Annotated in this window: 11 protein-coding genes; 6 read left to right on the top strand and 5 right to left on the bottom strand. The window is 61.1% G+C overall.

The window, feature by feature from the left end:
- Positions 1-181 precede the first annotated feature (181 nt).
- Positions 182-1,684, top strand: coding sequence for a glycine betaine/L-proline transporter ProP (gene proP / locus ACWR1S_RS00985; RefSeq protein WP_454562103.1), 1,503 nt, complete (start codon positions 182-184; stop codon positions 1,682-1,684).
- A gap of 13 nt (positions 1,685-1,697) precedes the next feature.
- On the opposite strand, the gene ACWR1S_RS00980 is transcribed toward proP, so the two are convergent.
- Entirely contained in the window at positions 1,698-2,585 is an 888-nt protein-coding gene (locus ACWR1S_RS00980) for a LysR family transcriptional regulator (RefSeq protein WP_454562102.1), read from the bottom strand.
- 99 nt (positions 2,586-2,684) lie between these two features.
- Here ACWR1S_RS00980 and ACWR1S_RS00975 point away from each other — a divergent pair, with 99 nt between their 5' ends.
- Complete coding sequence (locus ACWR1S_RS00975; RefSeq protein ID WP_454562101.1) at positions 2,685-3,347, top strand: NADPH-dependent F420 reductase; 663 nt, start codon at positions 2,685-2,687, stop codon at positions 3,345-3,347.
- 93 nt (positions 3,348-3,440) lie between these two features.
- Positions 3,441-4,034: a hypothetical protein gene (locus tag ACWR1S_RS00970; RefSeq protein ID WP_454562100.1), complete on the top strand. Its 594-nt coding sequence runs from the start codon at positions 3,441-3,443 to the stop codon at positions 4,032-4,034.
- Here the strand turns inward: ACWR1S_RS00970 and ACWR1S_RS00965 are convergent, their stop codons facing one another.
- The 4 genes from ACWR1S_RS00965 to ACWR1S_RS00950 form a co-directional block, all read right to left on the bottom strand.
- The gene (locus ACWR1S_RS00965) at positions 4,035-4,601 is read right to left on the bottom strand and encodes a hypothetical protein (protein WP_454562099.1); all 567 of its coding nucleotides are present in this window, start codon (positions 4,599-4,601) and stop codon (positions 4,035-4,037) included.
- Position 4,602: 1 nt separating this feature from the next.
- Positions 4,603-5,391, bottom strand: coding sequence for a DUF2092 domain-containing protein (locus ACWR1S_RS00960; RefSeq protein ID WP_454562098.1), 789 nt, complete (start codon positions 5,389-5,391; stop codon positions 4,603-4,605).
- Positions 5,392-5,499: 108 nt separating this feature from the next.
- Entirely contained in the window at positions 5,500-6,615 is a 1,116-nt protein-coding gene (locus tag ACWR1S_RS00955; protein ID WP_454562097.1) for an AI-2E family transporter, read from the bottom strand.
- A gap of 106 nt (positions 6,616-6,721) precedes the next feature.
- A complete protein-coding gene (locus tag ACWR1S_RS00950; RefSeq protein ID WP_454562096.1) occupies positions 6,722-7,327 on the bottom strand; it encodes a TetR/AcrR family transcriptional regulator in 606 nt (201 codons plus the stop codon).
- A 158-nt stretch (positions 7,328-7,485) separates the two neighbouring features.
- Here ACWR1S_RS00950 and ACWR1S_RS00945 point away from each other — a divergent pair, with 158 nt between their 5' ends.
- From ACWR1S_RS00945 to ACWR1S_RS00935, 3 genes are all read left to right on the top strand, one after another.
- On the top strand, positions 7,486-8,862 hold the full coding sequence (locus tag ACWR1S_RS00945) for an aspartate aminotransferase family protein (RefSeq protein ID WP_454562095.1): 1,377 nt from the start codon (positions 7,486-7,488) through the stop codon (positions 8,860-8,862).
- A 306-nt stretch (positions 8,863-9,168) separates the two neighbouring features.
- A complete protein-coding gene (locus ACWR1S_RS00940; RefSeq protein ID WP_454562094.1) occupies positions 9,169-10,872 on the top strand; it encodes an amidase in 1,704 nt (567 codons plus the stop codon).
- 333 nt (positions 10,873-11,205) lie between these two features.
- Positions 11,206-12,501, top strand: coding sequence for an OprD family porin (locus tag ACWR1S_RS00935; RefSeq protein ID WP_454562093.1), 1,296 nt, complete (start codon positions 11,206-11,208; stop codon positions 12,499-12,501).
- Positions 12,502-12,545: the final 44 nt, after the last annotated feature.

Here is a 12,545-nt window from a genome sequence, read left to right as displayed (position 1 = left end):
TCCCACGCAGAGCGTGGGAACGATCAATCGCAGCCTTCGGCAGCTCCTACACAGGTGCGCCAGGAAAAAAAGCAGCGAGCAGTGAATTATTTCGTGTCCTCATGTATCTGAGCCAAAGAGTACGCGCCATCAAATAGATGGCATCTACGCGGCACGATGGATCAGCAAAGAGAAGACCCGGATGAAATCACGCAAGAAAACCGTCAAGCCAATCGGCCTGAACGACATCACCATCGTCGACGACGCCAAGATGCGCAAGGCGATCACCGCTGCTGCACTCGGCAATGCCATGGAATGGTTCGACTTTGGTGTCTACGGCTTTGTCGCCTATGTGCTCGGCAAAGTGTTCTTCCCCGGCGCCGATCCCGGCACACAGATGATCGCCGCACTGGCGACGTTCTCGGTGCCCTTCCTGATCCGGCCGCTGGGCGGCTTGTTCTTTGGTGCTTTGGGCGACAAGTACGGACGGCAGAAAGTCCTCGCCGCGACCATCGTGATCATGTCGCTCAGCACCTTTGCCATCGGCCTGATTCCGTCCTATGCCTCGATCGGCATCTGGGCGCCGATCCTGTTGTTGCTGGCGAAAATGGCGCAAGGTTTCTCGGTCGGTGGCGAGTACACCGGCGCGTCGATCTTCGTCGCTGAATACGCACCGGATCGTAAACGCGGCTTCCTCGGCAGTTGGCTGGATTTCGGCTCGATTGCCGGTTTCGTCCTCGGTGCCGGCGTGGTGGTGTTGATCTCGACGACGCTGGGCGAAGCCAAGTTCGAGGAATGGGGCTGGCGTTTGCCGTTCTTCCTTGCCTTGCCGCTGGGCATGATCGGTCTCTACTTGCGTCACGCCCTGGAAGAAACCCCGGCGTTCCAGCAGCACGTCGAAAAGCTTGAGCAAGGCGATCGCGAAGGCCTCGCCGGCGGCCCGAAAGTCTCCTTCAAAGAGGTCGCGACCAAACACTGGCGCAGCCTGATGACCTGCATCGGCGTGGTGGCGGTGACCAACGTCACCTACTACATGCTGCTCACCTACATGCCGAGTTACCTGTCGCACAACCTGCACTACAGCGAAAACCGTGGCGTGCTGATCATCATCGCGATCATGGTTGGCATGCTATTCGTGCAGCCGGCAATCGGTTTCATCAGCGACAAGATTGGCCGCAAACCTTTTATCGTCGTCGGCAGCATCGGCTTGTTCATTCTGGCGATTCCGGCCTTCATGTTGATCAACAGCGGCAAGATCGGTTTGATCTTCGCCGGCCTGCTGATGCTGGCCGTGTTGCTGAACTTCTTTATCGGCGTGATGGCCTCGACCCTGCCGGCGATGTTCCCCACGCACATTCGCTACAGCGCGCTGGCGGCGGCGTTCAACGTTTCGGTATTGATCGCCGGCCTGACCCCGACCGTGGTCGCCTGGCTGGTCGAAAGCACCAACGATCTGTACATGCCGGCGTATTACCTGATGGTCATCGCCGTGGTCGGTCTGATTACCGGCGTGACCATGAAGGAAACCGCCAACAAGCCGTTGCGTGGCGCCGCGCCGGCGGCCTCTGACCTTGAGGAGGCCAAGGAACTGCTGCAAGAACACCACGACAACATCGAACAGAAGATCGAAGACATCGACGCCGAAATTGCCGCGCTGGAAGCCAAGCGCAAGGAACTGGTGCAGCAGCATCCGCGCATTAACTGAGCCGTATGCCCGGTCAGGCAAAGCGCCTGACCGCGGCATCGATGAACTGACGAACCTTCGCCGTCTTCTGCCGATGCGCCGTGTACAGCAAATGCATTTGTCTGCTCGGCGCTTCGAAGCCCTCCAACAACCTCACCAATTCCCCCCTGCGCAACGCCGGTTCAAGAAAATCGGCAGGCCCCAGCACAATCCCGAAACCATCCACCGCCGCTGACAACAACGCCTTGCTCTCGTTGACGTGCAGGCGACTGCTGACCGGCACGCGTTCGACCTCAGCGCCATTGAAAAATGACCACTCATGGTCGGCGGGCCGTGACCAATAGGCGTAACCCAGGCACTCATGCTGTTGCAGATCGGCGGGCACTTGCGGCGTGCCGTATTCAGCCAGATAGCGTGGCGCCGCGCAGACGATCAGTCGATACGCAGCCAATGGCCTCGCGGTCAGGCTGGCCGTCGCCAGCGGGCCGATCCGAAAAGCCACCTCAAACCCCTCCTCCACCAGATCCACGGGGCGGTCGGTCAAGTGCAGGTCGATTTCCACCTCGGGGTACTCGCGCAAGAACGCGGTCACGAACGGCATCAGACTGTAAGAGCCAAAGCTCACCGGCGCGCTGACCCTGAGTTTGCCGCGCGGCGTGTCATTCATGACTTGCGCCAGTGAATCAGCGGCTTCAGCCTCACTGACGATGTGCTTGCAGCGCTCGTAATAGGCCTGGCCCAGCTCCGTCAGGCTCTGCCGGCGCGTGGTGCGATTGAGCAACCGTGCACCGAGCCGCTGCTCAAGGGCAGCCACGTGTTTGGCGACCATTTGCGCGGACATGTCCAGGCGTTGCGCGGCGCTGGCGTACGAGCCGGCTTCGGCCGCCATCACGAAAGCCGCCATGCTGGTCAGCCGATCCATTCGATACTCCTGTTAGCGAAAGTAAGTAACAGAGTGCGATTTATCTGCACCTGGTCAGGAATCATCATAGTGGCTCCCCACCTGACAGAGGAACACACCATGCGCATTGGAATCGTTGGAGCCGGCTTCATCGGGCGCGCCGTCGCGCAAATCGCCCTCGCTGCCGGGCACGAAGTGATGCTCAGTAATTCGCGCGGCCCGAAGACCATGAGCAGCGTGCTCGCCGGTATCACCGGCTGCCAGATCGGCACGGCCGAACAGGCCACACAGTTTGCCAACGTGGTGTTGGTGGCCATTCCCTACGAACACATCCCGAGCCTGCCGCCGGCGTGGTTCGAAGGCAAAACCGTGCTCGACGCCAACAACTATTACCCGGATCGCGACGGCCACATCGCTGCGCTCGACACGTTCCAGAGCACCACCAGCCGCTTGCTCGCCGAGCATTTGCGCGGTGCCACGGTGGTCAAGGTGTTCAACGCCATCCTCGCAGCGGACTTGCTTACGGATGGCCGCCCGCAGGATTCCAGCGAGCGGCGCGCCCTGCCCATCGCAGCGGATGACGCGCAGGCCAAGGCATTGGTCGCGGGTTTGCTGGATGACCTCGGTTTTGATGCGGTCGACGCCGGAGGCCTCAATGAGAGCTGGCGATTTGAGCGGGCCAAACCGGCTTACTGCGCACCGCTGGACAAGTCCGGGCTGGAAAGAGCGTTGGCTGCTGCCGAGCGCGAGGTCGAATTACCGTTGGGCAGTTGGCGGCGCTGATACCGCTCGCTCGTTCGGGCGCTCTGGCCTTCCGGCAGGTGGACACAGATCAGCTAGCCTTGAATCCGATCGCACGTCATTCAAGGAGCCGTCATGTACAAGTTCATCAAGACCACCGTGATCGGCGGTCTGTTGTTTATCTTGCCGTTGGTGCTGATCGTCGTGTTGATCGAAAAAGCCATCCACCTGTTGCGCGGGCCGGTGGAAAAGCTGTTGCCGATGTTCAAGGGCTATGACGTCGCGGGCGTGACACTGGTGAGTATGGCGACGTTGTTGGGTCTGATCGTGCTGTGTTTTCTCGCCGGGTTGCTCGCGCGTACATCAGCGGCAGCACGGGCGATGGAAGCCACCGAGAACAAGCTGCTGAGCAACCTGCCGGGTTACCAGTTGTTCAAGGACACCACGGCGCGCTTTGCCGGGCTGGAAAACGAGGACGGTTCCAAGGTCGGGATCATTGCCGAGGGCGAAGGTTTTCGGCTGTGCCTGATCGTCGAAAACGTGGATGACTGGCTGACGATTTTCATGCCGGACGGTGGGCCGGCCGGCGGCACCGCCGGTGAAGTGCGGCTGGTACCTGCCGCGCACGTCATTGTCACCGAACTGTCGTGGCTGACGTTGGCCACCGGGTTGCGCCGTGGTGGCCGTGGCATGCTCGCGCAGATGCAACCGTGGATACCGAAAACCTGATCAAGGCGCGTTCACCACCACATACGTCACATCACTGCCCTGATACTGCGGCTGGTACCAGGTCGAACCGCATTGCATGTAGGCGACGTTGTACTGAATCACCTGCACACAACTGCTGGGCATTTGCGCCGGGGTGAAGATCGCCCCCACCACCGCCGCCGTGGCCGCGACGGTTGCCGTTACCGCCACTGCGGCCGCCACCGGATGGTAGTGATCGTCGTAGCCATAACGGCCATGGCCGTCGACATCAATATCGACATCGCGACTGTTGTAGATGTTGACGTTTCGGTTGCCATTGTTGACGTTCGTGCGGTTGCCGACGTTGTTGCCGGCATTGACCCGATTGCCCGAACTGACCCGATTGCCGGCGCTGACATTGTTGGTGCGCTGCGGCGCATTGATCCGCTGCGCCCGTTGCGCATTCGGCGCCGGCGCGCGGTTGACGTTGGCGCGGGCATGCCCCTGAGCGCGCTGCCCACGGGCATCGGCTTCGGCGACATAACCGGCGGTCAACAGCGTTGCGGCGGCCAGCGACAACAACAGGCTCCACGTCATCGACTTGCTCATGTCACTGCCCTCCCTGATCGCTGGCTTTTTTAAACGCAATCGCCACATCGCCTTTGCCCGGTTTGAAGGTGAACTGCGTGTCCGGGATGGTCGGCTTGAGGTTCCACTGATACACCGCGCTGTACTCGGGGAAGCTCTTCTCGTCAGTGGTGGTGATCACCAGTTTGCACGGCAAGGGTTTGTCGGAACGGGTCAGCCACAATTGCCAGTCGATGCCTTCCTGGCGAAACGCCAAATGGTCGCAGAGCTGGCCCTTGATGACCGACGGCCCGACATACAGCGCGGCTTTCAAAGCATCGATCTGCGCTTGGTCACTGCCGAACAGAAACAGATCCTCCATCGGTACCTGCACCCCGTAGAAGTTCTCGACCTTGTGCAGGGTTTCCGCGACGGTGGCAGGGGCGTCGACGGTGGTGTAGTACTTCAGGTAGGGCGAATACTGGGTGAGTTTTTTGCCGTTGTAGAAGAACTCGCGGGTGCGCACGTCGCCCTCAGACTTGGCATACAGCCGGTCGTGACCGAGCACTTTCAGGGTATTGGCGGACTCGGTCTTGATCTTCTGCCCGGACTCCAGAACGGTGTCGCGCGAGACTTGGGCATCGACCTGAAATTTCGGCAGGCTGCGCAGGTAATTGCCCATGTCGATGAGCTTGTCGACCACTTGCGGGTTGATCAACGGCGCATCGTCCGTGGCCTCGGCCGTCGCCGTGGCGGGCGGGTCTTCGGCGCGGGCACCCGGCGCGAGCACCAACGTGAACATCAGGCAGACCATACTGGCTGGGGCTTTCATCGGTTGCGCTCCTGTCCCTGGGTGGGCGTTGCGCCCGAAGGGCGACTGATTGACCAGCCTAGACCTCAGTGTCGGGGTACGCCAATGCGTCAGCGAGAGCGGCGAGTGTCACGGCAGATGTTCTTTGCGCTGGCTCTCCAGTAGCTCGGTGACATCGGCCGGTTGATACACCCAACCGATAAACAACTCATAACCGACGGCGAGAATCACCGGCCCGGTGAACAAGCCAATGATGCCGCTGGTGACCATGCCCCCGAGTGCACCAATCAGCACCACCGGCATCGGCACCGCAACGCCGCGACCGAGCAACATCGGTTTGAGCACGTTGTCGGCAAGCCCGGCAATCGCCATCCACACCGCAAAGATAATCGTGCCGGCGCTGACCCCGTCCACGGCAAAGACATAAATCACGATGGGCAGCGTGATCAGCAACACTGGCAATTGGGTGATGCCCAGCAGCAGCACCATCAAGGCGAGAATGCCGGCCGCCGGTACGCCCATGACCACCAGCGCCACGCCGACCAGCAGCATCTGAATAAACGCGATGCCGACCACACCCTGCGCCACGGCGCGGATGGTTGCCGTGCACAGTTCGGCAATCTGCGGGCCGCGCACCGGCCCGGAAATGCGCGTGGTGACTGCCACCGCTGTGCGGTGACCGCGCTCGCCGTGGTGCATGATCAACCCGGCGACGATCAAGGCAATCACAAACACCACGATGCCCGCCCCGACGCCGGCGGCTTGATGCAACACCACTTTGCTCCAGTCCTTGAGGTGCGGCGCCAGTTCCTGGAACGCCCAGCTCAGGTCCTGTGACGCATGCATCCAGATGCCGTAGAGCGGCGCGCCAATCAGCGGCCAGCCTTCGACACTGGCCGGTGGCGGCGGTATCTCGAACTGCCCGGCTTCGAACGTGTGCATGCTGCCCTTGATCGACTCGGCGATCGACGCGCCCAGCAGGCTTAACGGCAGCATCAGAATCACCAGGCCCACCAGCACCAGAATGATTGCCGCCCAGCCGTAGCGATTGCCGAGTTTCGCGCCCAGCAGCTGATTCAGCGGATACAGCGTGACCGCCAGGATCAGCGCCCAGAGCATGACATTGAGAAACGGATGGAAAATGTCGTAGCAGAACAACACCAGAATGGTGATCAGCCCCGCTCGAATGAGCACATCGAGCAAGGCTCTGGAACTCTGAAACGCTATCAGCGGTTTGTCTTCCATTTCGGTCTCTCCTGATGGGGCCACCGTTGAACCGCTGTGAGCCTAGTTCACATCTGGCACATCGTCTCGACGGGTGCCCGCCACGCGTCGCGCGTGATGGCGGCGATCAGCGCTCCAGCATGCCGTGACACAGCAGGTTCAGAACCCCGCGCATGTGCAAGGCATGCGCGGCTCGGTCCGGGACTTCTTGCGTCGCCAGGCGGATAAACGCCATGTTTGCGTATTGGTTGAATAGCGTTGCCACGACATCGAGATCGATCGATTCACGCACTTTTCCCGCCTGCTGGAAATGCAAAAGCAGGGCCTTGGTTTCCTCAATCACCGCCGCATTCCATGGGTTCATCGCTTCAGCGAGGTCGCCCGTCAGCAGAAACGGCGCCAATTCCCGCCACAACGACGCCGGCATCGCGGCTAGCTGGTAATCGGTCATCAGCCCTTCGAACTCGCACAACGCCTCCAGCGGATCGCTGTCTGCGTCCAGATTCGCCCGTGCCTCGCGCATGGCCTGCTCGTCCGGTTGCTTGAGCAAGGCCAGCAGAATTTCCTGTTTGCCGCCGAAGTAATTGACCACCGTCGGCGCGGAAACGCCGGCCTGCACGGCGATCTGCTCCAGCGTGGTTGCCGCGAAGCCATTGCTTTTGAACAGCTCAAGCGCCGCTGCGGCGATGACCTCCCTGCGCTGTTCCTTCTGCCGTTCTCTGAGTCCGCTCATGTTGCCTCTGATGATCCTTGCGTGTCGGGCTCAGCCTACGGCGATATTTTTTCACAGACAAATATTTTCTTTACAAAAATATTTTTAAGTGACAAAACTTTACTCGCACAACGCAGGATTGAACGCACTCACTTATCCCGTTTATCTGGAGATCAGCCATGTCCGCCGAATTCGACCGCACCACCCGCGATTACCAAGCCGCCGACGCTGCGCACCACATCCACGCGTTCGTTGATCAGAAGGTCCTCAACGAGGAAGGCCCGCGAGTGATGGTCAGCGGCGACCGGCTGGCGTTGTGGGACAACGACGGCAATCGCTATCTGGATGGCATGTCGGGTCTGTGGTGCACCAACCTCGGTTACGGGCGCAAGGATCTCGCCGCCGCCGCGACCGCACAGCTGGAACAACTGCCCTACTACAACATGTTCTTCCACACCACCCACCCGGCGGTGATCGAGCTGTCCGAGCTGCTCTTCAGCCTGCTGCCCAAGCACTACAGCCATGCGATCTATACCAACTCCGGCTCCGAAGCCAACGAAGTGCTGATCCGCACCGTGCGCAAGTTCTGGCAGGTCATGGGCAAACCCGAGAAGAAAATCATGATCGGCCGCTGGAACGGCTACCACGGCTCGACCCTCGCTGCGACGGCGCTGGGCGGGATGAAGTTCATGCACGAGATGGGCGGCACCATTCCCGATGTGGCGCACATCGATGAGCCGTACTGGTTCGCCCACGAAGGCAACCTCAGCCCGGAAGAATTTGGCTTGCGCGCGGCGCGACAACTGGAAGACAAGATTCTCGAACTGGGTGCTGACAAGGTCGCGGCGTTCGTCGCCGAACCGTTTCAGGGCGCGGGCGGCATGATCATTCCGCCGGCGACCTACTGGCCGGAGATTCAGCGTATCTGCCGTCAATACGACGTGTTGCTGTGTGCGGACGAGGTGATTGGCGGTTTCGGCCGCACCGGTGAATGGTTTGCGCATCAGACGTTCGGCTTTGAGCCGGACACGCTGTCGATCGCCAAAGGCTTGACCTCCGGTTACATCCCCATGGGCGGCTTGATTCTGTCGCGACGCATGGCTGAAGCATTGGTCGAGAAAGGTGGCGTGTTTGCCCATGGCCTGACCTATTCCGGCCACCCGGTGGCGGCCGCTGTGGCGATTGCCAACCTCAAGGCCTTGCGCGATGAAGGCGTGGTCACCCGGGTGAAAAACGACACCGGCCCGTACCTGCAGAATTGCCTGCGCGAAGTGTTCGGCAATCACCCGCTGGTGGGTGAGATTCAGGGCGTCGGGCTGGTGGCGGCGTTGCAGTTTGCAGAGGACAAAGCGACGCGCAAGCGTTTTGCCAATGAAAACGACATCGCCTGGCGTTGCCGCACGATTGGTTTTGAGGAAGGTTTGATCATTCGTTCGACATTGGGGCGGATGATCATGGCGCCGGCGCTGGTGGCCACACGCACGGAGCTGGACGAGTTGATCGACAAGACGCGGATCGCAGTGGATCGGACGGCGCGGGAGTACGGCGTACTGTGATCGACTGAAGTGATGGGTTGGCCGGGCTGACGCCTTCGCGAGCAAGCTCGCTCCCACATTTGGAATGCATTCCACTTTGGCTGCCTGGTTCCAATTTGAAATGCAGTCCCTGTGGGAGCGAGCTTGCTCGCGAAGGGCTCGCCGAGGATTCATTGTCGAACAAACAGCATTCCCGCCGATTACTCCGCGCCCCGCTTGGTGTTAAATAGGCGCCAGTCTTAACCTTGTCGCGTAAAGCCGTGCAACGAGAACCGCTATGAACACCTCTTCCAAGAAAAACACCCAAATTCAAACGGCGGTGACCGCATGATCGAAGTCACCGAAGTTCCCATTGCCCAACTGCGCGCCGCGCTCGAGTCCGGCCAGACCACTGCGGTCGAACTGGTGCAGGCGTATCTGGCGCGTATCGATGCCTATGACGGTGCCGACACACCGACGGCGCTGAATGCCGTAGTCGTGCGCAACCCTGAAGCGTTGAACGAAGCCCGCGCATCGGATGCCCGCCGCGCGCAAGGCAAAACCCTCGGCCCGCTCGATGGCATCCCCTACACCGCCAAAGACAGCTATCTGGTCAAAGGTCTGACCGCTGCGTCCGGCAGCCCGGCCTTCGCCGATCTGGTCGCCCATCGCGATGCCTTCACCATCGAACGCCTGCGCGCGGCCGGGGCGATTTGCCTGGGCAAGACCAACATGCCACCGATGGCCAATGGCGGCATGCAACGCGGCGTCTATGGTCGCGCCGAAAGCCCTTACAACGCCGATTACCTGACCGCGCCGTTTGCCTCTGGCTCGTCGAACGGTGCCGGTACCGCCACGGCCGCCAGTTTCGCCGCGTTCGGTCTGGCTGAAGAAACCTGGTCGAGCGGGCGTGGCCCGGCGTCGAACAATGGTTTGTGCGCCTACACGCCATCGCGCGGTGTCATCTCGGTGCGCGGCAATTGGCCGTTGACCCCGACCATGGACGTCGTCGTGCCTTACGCGCGGACCATGGCTGACTTGCTCGAAGTCCTCGACATCGTCGTTGCCGAAGACCCGGACACCCGTGGCGACCTCTGGCGTCTGCAACCGTGGGTGCCGATCCCGAGCGTCAACGAGGTGCGCCCCGCCGCTTACGCCGAGCTGGCCGCCGACGCCAAAGCGCTGGCCGGCAAGCGTTTCGCTGTGCCGCGCATGTTCATCAATGCCGACCCTGAAGCCGGCACCAGCGAAGCACCCGGCATCGGTGGACCGACTGGCCAGCGCATCAACACCCGTGAATCGGTGATCGACCTGTGGAAGCAGGCGCGCCAGGCCCTCGAAGCCGCCGGTGCCGAAGTCGTCGAAACCGATTTCCCGCTGGTCTCTAACTGCGAAGGCGATCGTCCGGGAGCGCCAACCGTGTTCACCCGTGGTCTGGTCTCCAAAGAGTTCCTGCACCATGAACTGTGGGACCTGACCGCGTGGGCGTTCGACGACTTCCTGCAAGCCAACGGCGACCCGCAACTCAAGCGTCTGGTCGACGTCGACGGCGCGAAGATCTTCCCGCACGAACCAGGCACCCTGCCTAACCGTGAGGGCGATCTGGTGGCGGGCATGGATGAATACGTGCGCATGGCCGAGCGCGGCATCACGCCTTGGAATGAAATCAGCACCGTGCCCGATGGCCTGCGCGGTCTGGAGCAGACTCGGTGTATCGACCTTGAAGACTGGATGGACAAGCTGGGCCTCGACGCCGTGCTGTTCCCGACGGTCGCTGACGTCGGCCCGGCGGACGCCGATGTCAATCCTGAGTCGGCCGACATCGCCTGGAGCAACGGCATTTGGGTGGCCAATGGCAACCTCGCGATCCGCCACCTCGGCGTACCGACCGTGACCGTGCCGATGGGCGTGATGGCCGACATCGGCATGCCAGTCGGTCTGACCTTCGCCGGCCGCGCCTACGACGACTCGAACTTGCTGCGCTTCGCCGCCGCATTCGAATCCACCGGCAGCAAACGCCAGATCCCGCCGCGCACGCCGCCATTGTCGTAACGCGATCAAAACTGTAGGAGTGAGCCTGCTCGCGATGGCGGTCTGTCAGCCTGAATAAACTTGACTGACACGCCGCCATCGCTGGCAAGCCAGCTCCCACAGATTTCAGCTCCAGTCACAAAATCCTCATTCAACCCAAAACCCTGTGGGAGCGAGCTTGCTCGCGAAAGCGGTATATCAGCCGGCAAAAATGTTGACTGATGTACCGCCTTCGCGAGCAAGCTCGCTCCCACAGTGGTTATGTGATGCCGTTCATTGAGCACATCCGCTCAATCTCTCGCGCTGCAATCCCTCGATCATTCCAGCCACCTTAATTGCCGCTGGCCACCGACCATGATCGACCGCGCCCCTTCGCGTCTCACCCTCCTCGCGCTGCTCTGCGGTCTGAACCCAACCGCCCACGCCAGCGGTTTTTTCGACGACGCCAAAAGCGAAGTGCTCAGCCGCAACTTCTTCCTCAGCAACGACTACCGCTCGCCCTCACCGTCCGGCAAAAACTATAAACAGGAATGGGCTCAAGGCTTTATCGGTACCTTCTCATCTGGTTTCACACCCGGTACAGTCGGTTTCGGCATCGATGCCCACGCCTTCGCCGGGCTGAAACTGGACGGCGGCAAGGGCCATTCCGGGACCGGTCTGCTGCCGGTAACCAGCGACGGTCGCAGCGAAAATGACTATTCCAGCGCGGGCGGCGCGCTCAAGCTGAAAGCCTCGCGCACCACCCTCGCCTTCGGTGAAATGACCGTCGAAACACCGGTGTTCGATACCTCCGACAAACGCCTGCAACCGGAGTACGCCAGCGGGTTTCTGCTTAACAGTGCCGAGCTCGATCACGTCAATCTGGTGGCCGGGCATTTCACCGCGTTCAAGAATCAGGACAGCTCATCCGGCAAAGGCGATTTCTACGGCTATGGCGCCAATACCGAGGCCGGCGGGATCAGTTTCCTCGGCGCCGACCTGTTCGCTGACACCCCGATTGGCGGCGCGTTGTACGCGTCTGAACTCAGCGATACCTGGCACCAGTACTACGGCAATCTGCATTTCAAGCAATCCGGCGTGCTGCTCGACGCCAACCTCTACCACACCCGCGACACCGGCCGAGCGCTGGCCGGTGCCATCGACAACACCGCGTTCAGCCTGTCCGGCAAATACGCCTTCGGCCCGCACGCCGTGATGCTCGGCTGGCAACGGATCAATGGCAACACGCCGTTCGATTTCGTTGGCGGCGACTCGATCTACCTCGCCAACTCAATCAAATACGCCGACTTCAACGGCGCCAACGAGCGCTCGTGGCAAGCGCGCTACGACCTCGACCTCGGCGCCTTCGGCATTCCCGGGCTGAGCTTCATGACCCGCTACGTCAGCGGTAGCGACATCGACGGCACCCATGCGCCCAAGGGCGGCGCCTACAACGCGTTCGATCCTGACAGCGGCAGTTACCAGCCGCAGCAAGGCGATGGCGGTAAGCATTGGGAGCGCGATATCGATTTGAAATACGTCGTGCAATCGGGCGCGGCGAAGGATTTGTCGGTGCAGGTGTCGCATGTTTCGCACCGGGCCAATGAGGCGCAGGCAGGGGATGATATTGACCGGATCTACGTGGTGATCCAGTACCCGTTGGGTTTTTGATGCAACATGATCAACCCTGCCTGAAACGCAATCACCTTGGGATG

It is taken from the genome of Pseudomonas sp. AIG (assembly GCF_977020205.1).
The sequence above is the reverse complement of the archived record's forward strand: the minus strand, read 5'-3'. Positions and strand labels throughout refer to the sequence as shown.

What these genes read in the sequence shown, in the direction of transcription:
- proP (WP_454562103.1), top strand. Translation starts at nt 182, where the DNA reads ATGAAATCACGCAAGAAAACCGTCAAGCCAATCGGCCTGAACGACATC.
- ACWR1S_RS00980 (WP_454562102.1), bottom strand. Translation starts at nt 2,585, where the DNA reads ATGGATCGGCTGACCAGCATGGCGGCTTTCGTGATGGCGGCCGAAGCC.
- ACWR1S_RS00975 (WP_454562101.1), top strand. Translation starts at nt 2,685, where the DNA reads ATGCGCATTGGAATCGTTGGAGCCGGCTTCATCGGGCGCGCCGTCGCG.
- ACWR1S_RS00970 (WP_454562100.1), top strand. Translation starts at nt 3,441, where the DNA reads ATGTACAAGTTCATCAAGACCACCGTGATCGGCGGTCTGTTGTTTATC.
- ACWR1S_RS00965 (WP_454562099.1), bottom strand. Translation starts at nt 4,601, where the DNA reads ATGAGCAAGTCGATGACGTGGAGCCTGTTGTTGTCGCTGGCCGCCGCA.
- ACWR1S_RS00960 (WP_454562098.1), bottom strand. Translation starts at nt 5,391, where the DNA reads ATGAAAGCCCCAGCCAGTATGGTCTGCCTGATGTTCACGTTGGTGCTC.
- ACWR1S_RS00955 (WP_454562097.1), bottom strand. Translation starts at nt 6,615, where the DNA reads ATGGAAGACAAACCGCTGATAGCGTTTCAGAGTTCCAGAGCCTTGCTC.
- ACWR1S_RS00950 (WP_454562096.1), bottom strand. Translation starts at nt 7,327, where the DNA reads ATGAGCGGACTCAGAGAACGGCAGAAGGAACAGCGCAGGGAGGTCATC.
- ACWR1S_RS00945 (WP_454562095.1), top strand. Translation starts at nt 7,486, where the DNA reads ATGTCCGCCGAATTCGACCGCACCACCCGCGATTACCAAGCCGCCGAC.
- ACWR1S_RS00940 (WP_454562094.1), top strand. Translation starts at nt 9,169, where the DNA reads ATGATCGAAGTCACCGAAGTTCCCATTGCCCAACTGCGCGCCGCGCTC.
- ACWR1S_RS00935 (WP_454562093.1), top strand. Translation starts at nt 11,206, where the DNA reads ATGATCGACCGCGCCCCTTCGCGTCTCACCCTCCTCGCGCTGCTCTGC.